The sequence below is a fragment of the Dellaglioa sp. CoH-55-MRSF-6 genome (assembly GCF_056782215.1).
Genome location: NZ_JBXAYJ010000003.1, coordinates 110,983 through 128,806, shown reverse-complemented (window position 1 = coordinate 128,806; position 17,824 = coordinate 110,983). Strand labels below are relative to the sequence as shown.

Genomic DNA, 17,824 nt, shown 5'->3' with positions numbered 1-17,824 from the left:
TAAAAAGTGTTAATCTATTTTCAATCTTATATTTAGAGCCAAATTCTTCGTATTCTAGCCTTAAGCTCCCCATTAAATAATTGCTTAATATAATATTGGAAATATCTGCGGATACCATTAGGCCATTTTCCTTCATTATATTTCTTTATATTTTCAATAGACAACTTTTCATCTGTTATAAACTTATTAGGTACAATTAAAAAGCTATGGTCATCATTTGATATTTCAACATCAACTTGCATTTTTCTTTTTTGTAAATGAATATATTCTATCTTTTTAGTTTTAATTTTTCCGTTATCAATATAATTCATTACTAGTTCCCCATCATGCCATCTAAACACTTGATATTGTTTTCCCTCAGAAATATCAAGTGTTATAAATCGAAATGCTTTTACCCAAATATCAGCATAATAGACCTTTTCTTTATATGGATCATATATTCTCATATCTGTGTCGGGCATAAATTTTGCAGTTCCCCAAATTTCATCAAAGTGAGTTGCGTCATCAGTTGTAAATGCCTGCTTATAATTGTACGTCCCTTTTTTATGATGATCAATTTTATATGCATTATTAATTTGATTATTATTTCTATACATTTGAAAATGTCCACGAGTATTTATTTTGTCATATTTTTTTAGTATATCCTCAGATAAAAATTTTTTTAAATCTCCAAATATAGTATCAATATCCACAAATCCCCACCAATCATATCCCGAGATGTCTTCCTCAAATATTTCACCGTAAGCCGGTTTGTAGTCATTCAACTTATACGGATTATTAATTTTTATAGGAAATGTATAATGTGATCTTATTTTCGCTTGAATATCTTTAAAGTTGACTATTTTTATTTTAACATTCGGTATGGTTGTAGATATATTTTGATCAGTATATATTAGAAAATCTATCTCATTATTATATTCCGCTGATTTTAACCATAAATCAAAATAATTTGGTAATTCTCCAAAATATATAGCTATCAATACTATTTTTGTGTTTTTAATCATTGCGAATCCTTTCAATTTATAGACAACATCGCATAATTTAAATTTTAGAATATAAACTATACATAATTTCATTTACATTCTTAATACTATATTTTTTTGATACTTCAATATTGTTTTTAACAATTTTTTCGTATTCTTTATCATTGATGCCTAGTAAATTTTCTATAGCTTTCACAAACTGGGAAATATCAGTAGGATCATCCACTACACACCCGCTGATACCATTTTCTGTGTAATCTTTGATCCCCCCTAAGTAAGTACTTACTAATGGAAGACCAGTAGCCATAGCTTCTAATCCCGCTAGTCCTAATCCTTCTCGTTTAGATGGAAAAAGAGAAAAATCTGCTATATCTAAATATTGTTTAATATTTTCAGAATAACCTGTAAAAATAATCTTTTCTTCTAATCCATACTCTTTCACTTTTTTTTCTAATAAATCTCTTTGATCTCCAACACCGCATATAATATATGTAATATCAATTTTATCTTTCAATTTATTTACTGCTTCTATTCCCACAATATGATTTTTCCGCTTAGATAATTCACCTACAGAAATCATCACTTTACTATTCTTACTTATCTTTAAATCAGTTTTCAATTCATCGATATTAGTTGATTGTTCTCGTAATTGTTCCCATTTTATTCCAACGCCAGGCACATGTAAAACTTCTTTTATACCAAAAGATTTTCCAATTGAGTAATCTTCATTGTTGATTGTTATTAAAATATCCGTATATTTAGATAAGTAACGTTCTATAGGATAAAATAATATCCAATCTTTTTTCGGCCCGCCCTTAAAGAACTGAAAGCCATGTGCCGTATAAACAATTTTAGTTTCTTTATTATTTTTAAAAACTAATCTAGTTAATACACTTCCCATCGGTGAATGGCAATGCACAAAATTATAGGTAGTTGTACTTGCTAATTTTTCAAGCTGATTATATGCTTTTTTATTTGCTTTTATTGAACCAATTCCTCTTAAAAAGTCAATTTGATGACAAATTATATTTTTTCCTTCAAGCTTCTTTTTTAAGGAATTAGCCATATCATCTGGTATAGTTCCAGCGGAATAAAAGTTAGTTGCAACTTCCACATTATATCCTAATTCTTGTAATATTCTGATATTATCCATATTAAATTGTTCAATCATTGAAGCAACCGACGCAACGATTAAAACTTTTTTCATTTCTTATCCTCCATTAAAATTTTCGTTATCGTATTTTCTAATGTAAGTCCTAATGTATATTCGAAAGAGCACTCGCTAATTTTTTTATCATAAACTTTACTACCATATATTTTATTAAAAACACGAAACTTCCTTGATAATAGAGAAATAAGCGGATTAAAAATAGAGATAAAGTATACTTTCTTTCTTAATAATTTCCTTGTTACTTTGATTACATCGCTTGTAGAAACATATTCTTTATTTTGAGGGAAATAAAGGCCTGATGCATCATTAATAATTATCTGTTTGATAAATTCTGTTAATACATCTACATAAATCATACTTCGTTCATTGTTAATACTTGGGAAAATCAGGGATTTCTCAGCTAACTTCAGTAGCCTTGGAAAATTACCCTTACTATTCGGTCCGTAAACCATCGGAGTTCTGATAACAACCGTTTTAAAGTTATCGTCTGCTAATTTTTGAATTTCTACATCTGCCTGTAGCTTACTATCACCATAAAAATCAATTGGGTTCATTATTGTCTCTCGAGTAATTATATTAGTATTTTGTAGTCCATTTTTTTCACCATATACTATCATACTTGATAAAAAAATAAATTGTTTCACTCCCTCAGATTTAGCTTTTTTAGCCAAATTAATTGCGAGATCTCTATTTACTTTATAATATTGATCCTCCATACTCGGATCCGAAGATACATGTGCAATACCCGCAACATTAAGTACTACATCATATAGACCAAAATTTTTTCCTCTCCATTTATCATCTCGAACGCTCATCATATCAACTGATATATCTTCCGATTCTGATTTATTAATCCAGCTTTTAAATGCCCCTCCAATATAACTATGTGCACCGGTTATCAAAACTCGTTTAGTCATCACTCTTACCTTCCTTTACACCATCACTCTTTAAAACTGATGTAATTGTTCCAAAAAAAATTTTTAAATCTTCTGAAAAAGATAAAAGTTGCACGTAATCACCATCAATTTTTGATTTCTCAGCAATAGATAATTCATCTCTCCCACTAATTTGTGCTAATCCAGTTAACCCTGGGTAAACGTTATTAGCGCCGTACTTTTCACGTTCGTTAATTAAATCTTCTTGACTCCAAAGTGCTGGTCGAGGACCAACGATACTCATCTTACCTGTTAAAATATTAATAATTTGTGGTAATTCGTCAAGACTCGTTTTTCGTAAAATTTTACCCGAGCGAGTAATGAAAGCATCCGGATCTTTCAATAAGTGAGTAGGTACATCAGGTGTATCAGTTCTCATCGTCCTAAATTTTAAAATACCAAAGTAGGTTTTATTAATACTTACCCGCTTTTGTACAAAGAAAATAGGGCCTTTCGAATCGACTTTAACAATAATTGCGATAATTAAAAAAATAGGCGATAAAAGTACAAGGCCTACTAAAGAAATAACAAAATCAATTGTTCTTTTAAAATATTTTTTATACATTAACGCATACCTTCCGAATCAATTGAGGGTTCACCATTATGAGTATGTGCATATCTAATAACTTCTTTTTTCAAAGCAGTACCAGTTAACGGCTCTACACTCTTAACAAAACTCATAATTTCATCAATCTTGTATGGTGTTACTTTACCCAAGAAAATTTTTTCAAATACTTGCTCTTGCTGTTTTTCACTACTTACTAATAATTCTTCATACAGTTTCTCTCCAGGTCTCATACCTGACTCAACAATATCAATATCGTTTTCAGTATATCCACTTAATTTAATCATTTTTCGTGCTAAATCAACAATTTTAACCGGTTTACCCATATCTAAGATAAATAGTTCTCCACCTTTAGATAGCGTCCCCGCTTGAATCACTAAACGGCTAGCTTCAGGAATTGTCATAAAGAATCTTGTCATTCTAAGATCAGTAACAGTAACTGGTCCACCTTTAGCTATCTGTTTCTTAAACAGTGGTACAACACTACCACGGCTACCAAGAACATTACCAAAACGAACAACGGCGAATTTTGTATGACCTGGTTCATTCAAACTAGTTACAATCATTTCAGCGAGACGTTTCGTTGCCCCCATAATATTAGGCGGATTTACTGCTTTATCAGTTGAAATCATTACAAATGATTTCACATTTGCAGACTTAGCAGCTTCAGCAACATTTTTCGTACCATAAACATTATTTTTAATGGCTTCAGTTGGGTTAGCTTCCATTAATGGTACATGTTTGTGTGCTGCAGCATGATAGACTATTTCTGGTTTATATTGTGCCATTAAGTCAAAAATATGTGCCCGGTCTTGAACATCCGCAATAATCGGCACAATTTCAATTTTCCCAGCATAAAGATTTTTTAATTCTTGATGAATCAAATAAATTGAATTTTCTCCATGTCCTAGTAAAATTAGTCGTTTAGGACCAAATTTGCTAACCTGTCGACAAATTTCTGAACCAATAGAGCCACCCGCTCCTGTAACTAAAATTGTTTTACCATATATTTTGCTTTCAATCTTAGCCATATCAAGTTTAATCTCTTGTCGACCCAGTAAATCAACAACGTCAATCTCATGCATTTTTCTAGAATCACTATTGTCTTCTAACATATCTTCAAAACTTGACATGCGATTAATTTTAACTTTTAGAGGATTTAAAATATCTAACAAGTCCTCGTAATTATGGGGACTTAATGAAGGAATAGCAATTGAGACCTGTTCAACATCGTATTCTTCGACAATCATTGGAATTTCTTGGAAAGTTCCCAAAACTTTCTTACCCATCATCCACATTTTTTGTTTTTGAATATCATTATCGACGTATCCAATAACATTCAAGTCGGCATTATCTCTTTGTATTCTTTCCATTAAAGCTTCTGCGCCATCCCCTGCACCGACTATTAATGTTGTAATTAATGTTTCTGATTCTTCATTATTAAAGATATTTTCAACAAGATAGCGCCATGCAAATCGGCTGCCACCAATAAAAAGGAGGGCCAGTAAATAAGTTAATATTCCAAAACGAATACTATAATTTGAACTTATGAAAAAATAACTAATATTACTAATAACTGCTGTAATTGTTATTGCAATAAAAATTGCAATTATTTCTTTAAAGCTAGCATACCTATTAATTTTAGAAAAGAGGTTTAATGAGTATCCAATTATTAGGTATAAAATCAAACATATACACCCAAATTCCAATAAATCAGAGTTACTAAAACTAATATACGGCCCTAAAAATAACCTCGATAATGAAATTGAAACTACCCAAATCAAACTATCCAATCCAGTTAAAACAACCTGTTTACTTTTCCTAGTCACCTATAATCCCTGCTTCCTTAAATTATCCTACGTCTACTTAATTATTATTTATAATAGCCATAATACCCACCATAATAACCTGACTCATCACTACCTGAAACATCATTCAAAATCGTCCCAATGATTCTTGCATGAACGGTATCTAATAATTCTTTTGCTTTCAAAACGGCACCTTTATTTGCCACACCTTGTCTCACAACTAAAATTGTACCATCAACTTTTGTTGCAACAATTTGTGCATCTGTTACAGAAATTAATGGTGGTGTATCGATGATAACCATATCCATTTGTTCAGCGACAGCTGTAATTAAAGAATCCATCCGTTTTGTATTCAATAATTCTGAAGGGTTCGGTGGAGTAGGACCTGCAGGCATAACATATAAATTTTCAATTGGTGTTTCTTCAACTGCTTTTGCAACATCAATACTTTTTTCAGTCAAACAATTTGTAAGCCCGGTTTCATTACTCAAACCAAAAGTTTGATGCGCAGTTGGTCTACGCATATCGGCATCAATTAACAATACTTTCAGTCCTTGATTAGCATATGTTACAGCAAGATTAGTTATAACTGTTGACTTGCCTTCTGATGGACCTGATGATGTCGCCATAATAACTTTCATTTCTTTATCAACACTTGAAAATTGGATATTCGTACGTACAGTCCTAAATTGTTCTGCAATCGTTGATGTTGGTTGAGTAACAGTAATTAATCCAACACCGTTATCAATACTATCAGTTGATAACTTTTTATCTTTTTTTAATAAACTCATCATTCAATAACCCCTTATCTATTTTAATTAGTATGCTTTCTTTTTCTTGGTGTTGATTGTCCAAAAAGTCCTTGACTCTTATTAGTTTCGTCAATATGGTTAATCATACCTAAGTTTGAAAGACCAAGATCTGTCAAAAAATCAGCGTTTTTAACTGTTTTATCAAAAAGTTCTATTGCGAATGCAATCCCAATTCCGATAAGCCCCCCTAGTAACAGACCTATTAATACATTCATCTTTTTATTAGGTGATACTGCATTAGGTTTTGCAACTGCATCAGCAACAATTGTTACATTATTAACTTTCATCACTTTTTTTATTTTATTTTTAAACGTATCAGCAACAGAGTTTGCAATATCAGCCGCGCGATATGCATTAGTATCTTTAACAGTTACACTAAAAACCTGTGAATTTTCTTGATTTGATATACTTATCTGATTTTTTAAATCATCACTCGTACCAACGAAATTATCTTTTTTAGCAATTTCTTTTCTCACAGGATCTAGTACAATTTTATTTTGAATAATGTCTTTATACGTATTAATCATTTGGACATCTGCTTGCTGTGTATTGTAAGCAGCCCCTACATTATTGGCAGTTTCTGTTCTATTAACTAATATTTGAACAGTCGAGTTATATTTTGGCGTCATAAAGAACATGGTTACAAAAAATGCTAATAGTGCCCCCGCAATTATTAACCCAATAATTAATTTAAGATGTTTCTTTAAAATGCTAAAAACTTGTTCAAGATTGATTGTCTCTTCCATTGATATAATTCTCCTAGTCTAAGTCTAATTGTTTTCTGATCATGTTGGATACTTTCGTTACTTGTGCTGATGGAACAACTTCATACGACACACCATTTATCATTTGTGATTGTCCTTGAAGTTGAACATCTTTAATTGTGCCTATAGCACTACGATACTGAGTCACTATTTTTTTCATATCAGAAAATTTCAAATTTGTTTTCATATTGCTCTCAAGTACACTCAAAATTGCTTGATAATTTGTGACACCATCAATAGAAGCTATTTTTTTACCTAATTCAGTCACAACCGAGCGTTGTCTTTTTTGACGCCCGTAATCACCATTAGGATCAGAATGTCTCATTCTAGAAAAGTCTAAAACATTACTTTCAGTTAACTCAATATCACCTTTTACGTATTGATGCCTTCCCGCTGAAAAAGCAAATGGATTATTGACCGTAATTGGACCAACGGCACCCGTTAATTCTTCCAGGCCCTTCATATTCATCTGAACATAGTAATCAATTGGAATATTTAAATAGTTTTGAATAGTATCCATCGCTAAGGAAACATCCCCATAAGCATATGCAGCATTTAATTTATTATCTGTCCCGTGACCTGTAATCGGAATCTTCGTATCACGAGGTAAACTCGTTAATGTCGTCAAGTTTGTTTTAGGATTAATTGTCGCAACCATCATTGTATCCGATCGACCTTGATCTGTTCTCCCATCTTCGCCCGTATCAACACCCAAAATTAAAACTGAGAAAGGCGCCTCTTTATCAAGAGAGACACTCCCGGTTGTTCGTTTACTTTTAACATTTACTTTTTGATATGTATTATCTACAACGTCTTTTGCATCTAGATAAACCTTCGCCATCAACACACCACCAATAACCAATAGTGCGGCAACGACGATTCCGACACCAATCCCCCATTTTTTCAGTGTACTCATTTTTTTCTTTTTATGATGATGCTTCTTGTGGCTACCTTGGTGTTTAATATTATCTTCACTCATAATTAATTACCCCTAAATTTTTTAGATGTATACAATGACACAATAATTTATTATACATGTTACCAGACTTAAATGAAACTTAAAATCGTTTGTCTAATCATTGTTTAATCTTATTGTCAACTGATATGATATTCTAAACATTTTGACCACGCTTTCAAAGTTGTAGTGCTCTACACTTTTAATTATACGTTATATTTAAAAGTATTATATTTCATTTTTAATACAGAAAAAGAACATCATTAATTATGTTCTCTTTTTGAAGTCCCTATTACTTGTTAAAACTATATCATAACTTAATTTCTTTTTTATAATCAGTGATTTTTATAAAAACAGCACTAACGCAACTAATTATCCAAGTGGCTAGAACGATGATTAAACTAATTCTTGTTATTATTTTCGTATGATAACCAATGACTAACCTATTTGTACCTATTTTAGTTGCTTTAACGGTTGGACTACCCATAGTTGACAAGGTCATTTTTTTAGGATCAAGGCTATTACCATTTAATTGAACAGTTGAATTATTATAGACTATCGCGGGTAAAGAAATCTCATTTCCTTTTTTTGTTGCGTTCCAACTCAGACTTAACTTTCCTTCACTATTAATCGTTTTACTTACTTCATCTTTATTTTTTTTCATGTCTAATCGATAATCATGATAAGGACGTTCACTTAATACTCGATTATTAGGTAAATAGTCTGGCGATGCCTTGGTAATCAACTTTAAACCATCATCTAGATTTGAACTCATAAATGCTTTGGTAATCTGTTCGTTACTCGTATTATCTGCGATATCAACATTATTGGGAGAAACTATCGACTGATTAGTATGCCATGCTTCATTACTTTTTTGAATTTCTAAATACGATTGTACTCCGACAACAAGACCTCCAACAATTAAGAATAGATCAATATACTTCCGATAATTTTTAAATGAACTACTTGATAGTGTTGCACTAAAACCCGCTAATAATAAAACTACAGCGAACCCTTCAAAGCGACGTGGGTATTGCAAGAAACTTTGTATTGATGGGATAACCTGGGCTAAATCCGTCCAAGGAACTAATTTTGACGTTAAGACTAAGAAAACTAAACCTAAACTAGTTACTACTTTATTAGTAACCGTAAATTTTGCTTGTTTTATAAACAATAAACTAATTTGTACTACAAATATGAAGCTCATAACCAAACCAATTTTAGTAAGCGTTGGCCCCCCCATCGATAAATTCATAGTTGAATTGGACATCATCACATTAACGTGCGGTGCGTATAATTTATTGTTTGCGAAAACATCTAACATGGCACCCCAAACATTAAATGTCAGAACTAACGATAATAACCCCGCCCAAAAACAGGTTAATAATAGTTTCGATTTTTGATTCGTTTGAATAAAACCAACTATAAAAAAAACGAATAGGACACCAATCGACATCAAGGCACTTAAAACATGTACCTGTATCATTACCGACATGGTTAACGCTAAGGGTAGAATTCGCAATCCTTCTGCGTTATTTTTGATCATTTTAACACCCATTAAAACAACTAGTGGCACTAGCATGATACCCCAAGCCATAAAATTTTGCTCAGTTGACCATCGCGCAATCCACAAGCTACCCATAAAAAGAACAGCCATTAATAGTGAGATATCTTTGGTCGAAGTTATTTCTTTAGCTAGTAAATACATTGAGTAACCACTAATAAAGAAAATTAAAAAAGAAGAAATAACCTGAAAATTAAACCAACTATGTACGAGTAGTAGCAACCCACCTAGCAGATAAGCAAATCCAGGCCCATACACAGCATTGATAATCCGACCACTTTGTTGAAACCCGTAATTTGTTTGGAAATAGTTAAAATTGCCTGTTTTAAATTGCATATAGATATCGTAAATACGATTAAAATGAAATAAAGAATCAGAACCTAAAACTAAACTATGTGCGAGTATCTGAGGTAAGACTAAAAACAAGCTCACACTAAACATAACAATAAATACACCGACATGATTTTTTAAATTAATCGACTTATTTTTCAATTAACTTACCTCCCCTAACGATTTATAATATTTTATTTTTTCTTACTAAATCGACTTTTATATTGCTTAAATAAGCTATTTAGCTGAATAGATTGTGCTTCAACTTCACCATGTCGAACAATAGCAATCGATGCATTAAGAACAGCACCTAGCATGATTATCCATGCCCCAAAATCCAGCCAGAATAACATAATCATTACTGTTCCGATTGCACCATAACTACTAAAAGCGCCACCGAAATACTGCACGTATATCGAAAATACTTGGGTCAATAAAATCCACCCAATGGTTGTCAAAATTGCCCCTGGTAAAACTGCCCTGAACCTAAGTCTTGCACTAGGTAATATCCGATAAAGTAATAAAATAATAATAAAAATACCGATTAAGGCGACAGGCCATTTAACCGTGGTAATCACAGTTAAAAATTCTCCCGGCAAATGTAAAATGGGTGTCAACACCTCAACTACTATTTGACTGAACCCAAAGAACAAAATAATAGCACCTAAGGAGATAACTAACCCAATCGTTAACACAAACGATACAATTCGCCCAACAATTGGATTTTGCTTCGTTTCAACACTATAGGCATGGTTGAAACTTTTCTTCAATGCATTAATCCCCTTACTTGTCGTCCATAACGTTACGACAGCACCAATTGACAATAATCCACCATTTCCATTTTTCAGAAACGATTCAATAAACGGTGCTAAAATGCTATATATCGCGGATGGCATCACAACTTTTACATATTCTAAAATAACGGACACCTTTAAATGAAGCATTGGTATTAAATTACCAATAAAAATAATTGCTGGAAAAATCGATAATAACGTATAGTACGCAATAATAACCGAAGAATTACTAACATCGGCATTAATAAATTGTGTTTTAAATATTTTAATAAACTGAACGAACTTACTTTTCATACGATTCCTCCGCGAAATACATCTATATAAGAATAAATTGTATCACATTTAGACAAAAAAATAGATTGAGCATTTAAAATCAGCCCAATCTTCTAATTTTATTATAATTTTTTAGATAACTCTTTAATGTATTCTCTAAGTTCATCCTTAACTTCTGGATGTTTCAAACCAAAATCAATACTTGTTTTTAAATAACCGAATTTATTTCCAACATCATAACGATCACCTTTAAATTCATGCGCGAATACACGTTGCACTTTATTTAAACGATCAATAGCATCAGTCAATTGGACTTCATTACCTTCACCAGGTTCTTGTGTTTCTAACATCCCGAAGATTTCTGGTGTTAACAAGTAACGACCAATAATAGCTAAATCACTTGGTGCTTCATCAACAGCTGGTTTTTCAACAAATTTTTCAACATCATATAGCCCTTTTGACACTTCACTTTGTGGTGCAATAACCCCATATTTTGATACTTCTTTATGTGGGACTTCCATTACAGCCAATGTTGAAGCATGTGTTTCTTCATAGCGATCCATCAATTGTTTTGTTAATGGTACCTTATCTTGCATGATATCATCACCCAACATAACAACAAAGGGTTCATCACCAACAAAGTCTTTAGCCATTAAAACAGCATCCCCTAAACCTCTAGGATGTGACTGGCGAATAAAGAACAAATTAATATCAGTTGTTTGCTCAACCATTTTTAATTGTTCTAATTTACCTTTAGCTTTAAGATTAGCTTCCAATTCAGGTACTGAATCAAAATGATCTTCAATTGGGCGTTTCCCTTTACCCGTAACAATTAAAATATCTTCAATCCCTGCTGCTTTAGCTTCTTCAACAATGTACTGTATCGTTGGTTTATCCACGATAGGTAACATTTCTTTAGCCATTGCTTTTGTTGCTGGTAAAAATCTAGTTCCCAAACCTGCTGCAGGTATAATTGCTTTTCTAACTTTCATAATTAACTTCTCCTTTTTTTCTTTATACGATATACAAAATCCCATTAATTTATCTCAAACTCTACGAATATTACAATTCTATCATGAATCCGCTACATTATACAAAAAAACTGCTAAACAATTAAGTTAGCAGTTCATTGTAGCTATCTATTTTATAAATATTTCGCATCAAATTCTGGATCTTGAGAGGTTAAAATCTTAGGACCATCTTTTGTGATAACAATAACATGTTCATATTGACACGACAAACTACCGTCAGCAGTTCTTGTTGTCCAACCGTTAGGATCATCACTTTCTGATTCCCAACCGCCAATATTAATCATGGGTTCAATAGTAATTGTCATCCCTTCTTTAAGACGTAATCCTTTACCAGCTTGACCATAATGAGGTACGGAAGGACTTTCATGCATGGTAGGTCCAATGCCATGTCCAACGTATTCGCGAACATCACCATAGCCCATTTGGTCTTCAGTATAAGTTTGGATAGCATGACCAATATCACCAATACGGTTACCAATAACGGCTTGATCAATTCCTAAGTAAAGGGCTTTATGCGTTACTGCCATTAATTTATCAATTTCTGGTGTAGATTCACCAACAACATAACTCCAACAAGAATCGCTCATTGCGCCATGTAAACTAACAACTGTATCTACTTTAACTAAATCATTATCTTTTAAAATTAACCCTTTACGTGGGAAAGCATGACAAATTTCATCATTAATGCTGACACAAGTCGCATATTTATAGCCTTCAAAGCCAATTTGTTCAGCAACACCACCATGGCTTTCAATATACTTACGTGAGAAAGTTTCAATTTCCCAACTAGAAATACCTGGTTTTATAATATCTCGTAATCCCTTATGCATCCCTGCAATAATAGCACCTGAAGCACGCATTTCTTCAATTTCGCGTTCTGATTTTAATGTGATCATTTAATTTGTTTCCTCCTATAATAAATAATTCTTCTCAACTATTATACCGCAATTGTATAGAATTTGTTACGAGATACTCAATTCCTTTCACAATCGTTTTTTTATCTGATATACTTTAACTACTATTTTAATATGGAAGAAGGAATTTAGTTTGGTTTCAGCTAAAGTTATTTTTGCAACAATTACAGGTAATAATGAAGACATCGCTGACATTATTACCGAAGCATTTGAAAATTTAGGTGCAACAGTTGAGATGGAAGAAATCTCACAATCAGATGCATCTGATTTAACTAACTTCGATATCAGCGTTGTCGTTCCTTATACTTATGACGAAGGCTCACTTCCTGATGAAGGCATGGACTTTTATGAAGACTTACAGGAGCTTGATTTAACCGGTAAATTATTCGGTGTTGCCGGTTCTGGCGATACATTTTATGGTGAGTTTTTTGGAACTGCTGTTGATAAGTTTGGTTCAGCTTTCGAAGAAGCAGGCGCAACAAAGGGTTCAGCTAATCTAAAAATCGATTTAGCACCTGAAGAAGAAGATATCACTAAATTAGAAGCTTTTGCTAAAGAGCTATTTGATAAAGTAACTAGCAGTGAAAACTAGTCATGAATAAAATAAATGAATTATTTCATAAACATTATGCCCTAATTTCGTATTTAATTTTTGGTGGTCTAACAACCCTAATTAACATCGTTACTTTTGTTGTTTTCCAATCATACCTTAGTGTAAATTATCAATTTGCAAACGTAATTGCATGGTTTGTTTCGGTTGTTTTTGCATTCGTCACTAATAAGCTTTGGGTATTTGGCTCAAAGAACACTCATGTTTCAGGTTTAATACGTGAAGTTTTATCTTTCTTTGGCTTTAGACTTCTATCATTAGTCATTGATCAATTAATTATGACAATTGGTGTTTCTGTTTTACACTTAGATGCATCACTCGTTAAGTTATTTGATCAAATTTTCATCGTTTTAATTAATTATATTTTTAGTAAGTTATTTATTTTCAAAAAATCATAAAATAAAATTCAGTAAATTCATCCTAGGGGGCACTTTATTTATGACAACCAAAGTTCTTTCAATCGTTGTGCCATGTTACAACGAACAAGAATCTATTCCGCTTTTTTTTGATGCGGTTGAAAAGGAGTCTATCAATTTACCAGATATCCGATTAGAATATTGGTTTATTAATGATGGTTCATCTGATAACAGCCTCAAAGAAATGCGCCAATTACAAAAAGATCATCCAGCAACAGTCCATTATGCTTCATTTTCACGAAATTTTGGAAAAGAAGCTGCTTTATATTGTGGCTTACAAAAAGCGACTGGCGATTACGTAACTGTTATGGACGTTGATTTACAAGATCCAACCAGCTTTTTGCCTAAGATGTTAGCTATTTTAGAAGATCCAGAAAATGACTACGACTGTGTGGGGACACGTCGGACAACTCGTCAAGGTGAACCTGTGATTCGCTCTGCATTCGCTACTCTTTTCTACAAATTAATAAATCGCATCTCAGATACTGAGATTGTTAATGGTGCCCGCGATTATCGCTTAATGACCCGTCAAATGGTTGATGCTGTCTTATCAATGTCAGAATACAATCGTTTTTCAAAAGGTATCTTCAGTTGGGTTGGTTTTAATACGGAATACTTAGAATACACAAATCAAGAACGTGTTGCTGGTAAAACAAGTTGGAATTTCTGGGGCTTATTCAAATATTCATTAGACGGTATCATAGCCTTTTCAGAAGTACCTCTTTCAATTGCAACATTTGTTGGTTTCCTATCATTTGTTGGCTCTCTTTTTGCAATTATCTTTATTATTATTAGAGCGTTACTCTATGGTGATCCAACAGCTGGCTGGCCATCAACGATTTCAGTTATCTTAATGATGGGTGGCATTCAATTGTTTTGTATTGGGATTCTTGGTAAATACTTAGGTAAAATTTTCTTAGAAGTCAAAAACAGACCCGTCTATATTATTAAAGAATCAGACGTCTTCAGTTCAAAAAAGGATTAATTATAGGGGGATTCCAGCTATGCAGAAGTTTCGTTTCGATCTAAAAAAATCAAAAATGACCTATCTTTATTACATTATCATTTTTGCAATTTTAGCTGTTCTTATTTTTGGAACTTACAAACTAGCTGGATACTCTTTAATTCAAAGTCATGATCCTGCTGAACAGCATCTACCTGTATTAGAAAATTATCGTCAACTACTTGGTGAATTCATCAACCATCCCTTTCAACCACTCCAAATGTGGTCTTGGAAATTAGGGCTTGGCGCAGATCAATTTCAAACATTTGCTTATTACGTTATTGGAGACGTATTCGCCTATATTACGCTATTATTTCCCTCAAGTGCCGTTGTGACTATTTACCAGCTCACACTCATTTTGAGGTTATTTTGCGTGGGGCTATCATTTATCTTCTTTGCGAGACACTTTAAATTAACGAATAGCGCGATCTTAGGTGGGGCAATCATTTATACCTTCACTTCTTTTTCACTTTATTCATCCCTAATGCAACCTTTTTTCCTAACACCATTCATTCTTTTTCCACTTATAATTGTCGGAATAGAAAAAATTTTACAAGGGTTTAAACCACATTTCTTCATTTTTGCTTTTTCATGGATGTTTATCAGTAACTTTTACTTCGCCATAGTCTTAGGCATCGGTGCTTTTGTATATTTAGTACTACGTTTCATTTATTATTATCGAAAAAATCTCAGTTTCTTTAAAACAGCGGGCACTTTTTTAATCAGTACAGTCATCAGTTTACTGATTTCTGCCTTTATCATGCTACCGTCAATTCTTGCGGTCTTTAGTTCAACTCGGTCAGGTGGTCTATTCGCAAATGGTTTGACCTCTTTCCCCGCTTATTACTACATTAATTTACCTGCTCAATTACTTGCTGGCGGAGTATCTTCTTTCTGGGTTAAATTTGGCTTTAGTAGTTTAGCTGTTCTAGCATTATTCCATCTGTTTTACCATTGGAAACACTACCCACTAATGACAACGAGTCTTTCAATTGGGTTGATTATGTTACTATTCCCAATGTTTGGTGCGATGTTTAATGGTTTTCAAGCCCCTTCTAATCGTTGGATTCTATTATTATTTGTTCCCATTTCACTTGGAAGTGCCTTCTTCATTGATTCTCTCAAAAAAATAACGTTGCCTGAAATTAAATACCTCAGTATTTGTCTTGGTATCTATTTACTTTTAGTATCATTACCCTTTTATATTAATGGGACGACAGAAATTTTCATTCCTGTTATCTTTTTAATTTCTTTTTTTGTCGCAATCTTACTTTACCGTCAAAATAAAAATTCTGGTCGAATCATATTCGGTCTTATCCTAGTGAACTTGATCTTTACTGGGGTTTCTTTTGCATCACCTTTCACTAACTTTTATAGTAAGACTTTAATGCCCTCTGGTAGTTACCAGAAACTATCATCTAATCTATTTGATGGATTAGATAATTCTCTTCCTAAATCTAACTCATTTCGTGTTTCAACGATTAGCCAAAATTATAACTTTGGTTCTAACTACATGTTACGAAATAATTTAAATAATGATTTAAATTTAATTAACTCATACTACTCGATTCAAAATGGCGCAGTCGGAGTATTTTCAAACAGGTTACAAAATGCTCAATATAACAATAATATTCCGATTGAAAATTTTGATGATCGAACAATCGCTAATAACTTTTTTGGCGTTAAGTATCTCTTTACTCATTCAAATGAGCCAAATGAGTCAAAGATCCCCTATGGTTATACATTACTCAAAACTAAATCTGAAAATAAAAATAAACCTGAGAAAACCAATCTTTATGAAACTAAGAATAATTTTCCATTAATTTATTGGCAATCTGATGTCACTTCAAATCAAAAAACTGCTAAATTATCCGCTTCTGATCAAGAACGTCAATTAGCTAAAGCCGTTAGTATCGCGGATACATCCGGATTTAACCAGAAACAATCAACATTTGATACTGAAAACGTTGCCTATACAATTGTAAAAACAGTGAACGCCGGAGAACCTAACGAAACAAAAACACGTATTACCAATAATCACTATCGTAATAATCCTGTTTCAGATAGCTATCAGATTGACATTAAGAACGCAAAAAAATATCAAAATTCTGAATTGCATCTTTCATTAACTAACATTAAGCACCAATCACTGTCCTCTAAAGAACAAGTGAATATGGCTATTTTTAATAATACTACGAAACCAGATAACCAGTTATTAGATACGAATGGTCCCCGGTCAGCACAGAAATCGCTTAGGAAGCAACTGACGACAGGTTCTTCCAATACAGGCTATTCGATCGGGGTTAAATCTAATTTAACGACTAATACGATTGAGCAATTGGGTATTGAAAATCTTTCTTTCTTTAAAGTTTTATCTGATGCTACCCTAAATATGGGCTATCAAAAACAAATGCCCAAAAGTTTGGATTTACTTTTATCAAATTCAGGGACTTACTCATTCAACCTTAAAATTACTGCCGTTCCGCTTGGTCAAACTTACACAAATGATGTTAAAAAAATCCAGAAAAATAAATTAAATTCATTAAAATTTGCTACAAATAGAGTTAGTGGCAAAATAACAACAAATAAATTAGGTATCCTAACATCATCTATCCCTTACTCTACAGGTTGGACAGCGACTGATAATGGTCATAGCGTGCCCGTTATTAAAACAAATAGCGCTTTTATTGGCTTAAAATTAAAAAAAGGAACTCATCATATCATTTATAGTTATCAAACACCTGGCTTATCAACTGGTTTTCTTTTAAGTGTTTTTGGCCTCATTGTTTGGGGGAGTTATAGTTTAACACCTCTAATTTGGAGACGTTTAAGAAGACTTTAATTAGACATAAATGATATTATTATGACCTCATCTACTAAATAAATCTATTAGGGG

Annotated in this window: 16 protein-coding genes; 4 read left to right on the top strand and 12 right to left on the bottom strand. The window is 32.6% G+C overall.

Features of this window, described 5'->3' with window-relative positions; all coding sequences use genetic code 11:
- Positions 1 to 32 precede the first annotated feature (32 nt).
- The 12 genes from AC1RPK_RS04365 to map all read right to left on the bottom strand — a co-directional run bounded on the left by AC1RPK_RS04365 (position 33) and on the right by map (position 12,881).
- Entirely contained in the window at positions 33 to 1,004 is a 972-nt protein-coding gene (locus AC1RPK_RS04365) for a DUF6625 family protein (protein WP_481761539.1), read from the bottom strand.
- 37 nt (positions 1,005 to 1,041) lie between these two features.
- A complete protein-coding gene (locus AC1RPK_RS04360) occupies positions 1,042 to 2,190 on the bottom strand; it encodes a glycosyltransferase (protein ID WP_481761540.1) in 1,149 nt (382 codons plus the stop codon).
- Positions 2,187 to 3,071, bottom strand: a complete 885-nt coding sequence (locus AC1RPK_RS04355) for an NAD-dependent epimerase/dehydratase family protein (RefSeq protein WP_481761541.1) — start codon at positions 3,069 to 3,071, stop codon at positions 2,187 to 2,189. The genes AC1RPK_RS04360 and AC1RPK_RS04355 overlap by 4 nt, the downstream gene beginning before the upstream one ends.
- The gene (locus AC1RPK_RS04350; protein WP_481761542.1) at positions 3,064 to 3,654 is read right to left on the bottom strand and encodes a sugar transferase; all 591 of its coding nucleotides are present in this window, start codon (positions 3,652 to 3,654) and stop codon (positions 3,064 to 3,066) included. The genes AC1RPK_RS04355 and AC1RPK_RS04350 overlap by 8 nt, the downstream gene beginning before the upstream one ends.
- A complete protein-coding gene (locus AC1RPK_RS04345) occupies positions 3,654 to 5,483 on the bottom strand; it encodes a polysaccharide biosynthesis protein (RefSeq protein WP_481761543.1) in 1,830 nt (609 codons plus the stop codon). Before AC1RPK_RS04345 ends, AC1RPK_RS04350 begins: the two co-directional genes overlap by 1 nt.
- A 44-nt stretch (positions 5,484 to 5,527) precedes the next feature.
- Positions 5,528 to 6,253 (bottom strand): CpsD/CapB family tyrosine-protein kinase, encoded by a 726-nt coding sequence (locus AC1RPK_RS04340; RefSeq protein ID WP_481761629.1) that lies wholly within the window; start codon positions 6,251 to 6,253, stop codon positions 5,528 to 5,530.
- Between the two features lie 23 nt (positions 6,254 to 6,276).
- Positions 6,277 to 7,020: a YveK family protein gene (locus AC1RPK_RS04335; RefSeq protein WP_481761544.1), complete on the bottom strand. Its 744-nt coding sequence runs from the start codon at positions 7,018 to 7,020 to the stop codon at positions 6,277 to 6,279.
- A 13-nt stretch (positions 7,021 to 7,033) separates the two neighbouring features.
- Positions 7,034 to 8,017, bottom strand: coding sequence for an LCP family glycopolymer transferase (locus AC1RPK_RS04330; RefSeq protein WP_481761545.1), 984 nt, complete (start codon positions 8,015 to 8,017; stop codon positions 7,034 to 7,036).
- Between the two features lie 286 nt (positions 8,018 to 8,303).
- Positions 8,304 to 10,049, bottom strand: a complete 1,746-nt coding sequence (locus AC1RPK_RS04325) for an MFS transporter (protein ID WP_481761546.1) — start codon at positions 10,047 to 10,049, stop codon at positions 8,304 to 8,306.
- Positions 10,050 to 10,081: 32 nt separating this feature from the next.
- Positions 10,082 to 10,975, bottom strand: coding sequence for a YihY/virulence factor BrkB family protein (locus AC1RPK_RS04320; protein ID WP_481761547.1), 894 nt, complete (start codon positions 10,973 to 10,975; stop codon positions 10,082 to 10,084).
- A 101-nt stretch (positions 10,976 to 11,076) separates the two neighbouring features.
- The gene (gene galU / locus AC1RPK_RS04315) at positions 11,077 to 11,946 is read right to left on the bottom strand and encodes a UTP--glucose-1-phosphate uridylyltransferase GalU (RefSeq protein WP_481761548.1); all 870 of its coding nucleotides are present in this window, start codon (positions 11,944 to 11,946) and stop codon (positions 11,077 to 11,079) included.
- Between the two features lie 152 nt (positions 11,947 to 12,098).
- Positions 12,099 to 12,881 (bottom strand): type I methionyl aminopeptidase, encoded by a 783-nt coding sequence (map, locus tag AC1RPK_RS04310; RefSeq protein WP_409022111.1) that lies wholly within the window; start codon positions 12,879 to 12,881, stop codon positions 12,099 to 12,101.
- A 151-nt stretch (positions 12,882 to 13,032) separates the two neighbouring features.
- On the opposite strand from map, the gene AC1RPK_RS04305 reads away from it, so the two are divergent.
- Genes AC1RPK_RS04305 through AC1RPK_RS04290 form a run of 4 tightly spaced genes read left to right on the top strand, consistent with a single transcriptional unit; the run spans position 13,033 to position 17,770 of the window.
- A complete protein-coding gene (locus AC1RPK_RS04305) occupies positions 13,033 to 13,491 on the top strand; it encodes a flavodoxin (protein ID WP_481761549.1) in 459 nt (152 codons plus the stop codon).
- Between the two features lie 2 nt (positions 13,492 to 13,493).
- The gene (locus tag AC1RPK_RS04300) at positions 13,494 to 13,907 is read left to right on the top strand and encodes a GtrA family protein (RefSeq protein WP_481761550.1); all 414 of its coding nucleotides are present in this window, start codon (positions 13,494 to 13,496) and stop codon (positions 13,905 to 13,907) included.
- 40 nt (positions 13,908 to 13,947) lie between these two features.
- Positions 13,948 to 14,910, top strand: coding sequence for a glycosyltransferase family 2 protein (locus tag AC1RPK_RS04295; protein ID WP_481761551.1), 963 nt, complete (start codon positions 13,948 to 13,950; stop codon positions 14,908 to 14,910).
- 19 nt (positions 14,911 to 14,929) lie between these two features.
- Positions 14,930 to 17,770 (top strand): YfhO family protein, encoded by a 2,841-nt coding sequence (locus AC1RPK_RS04290; RefSeq protein WP_481761552.1) that lies wholly within the window; start codon positions 14,930 to 14,932, stop codon positions 17,768 to 17,770.
- Positions 17,771 to 17,824: the final 54 nt, after the last annotated feature.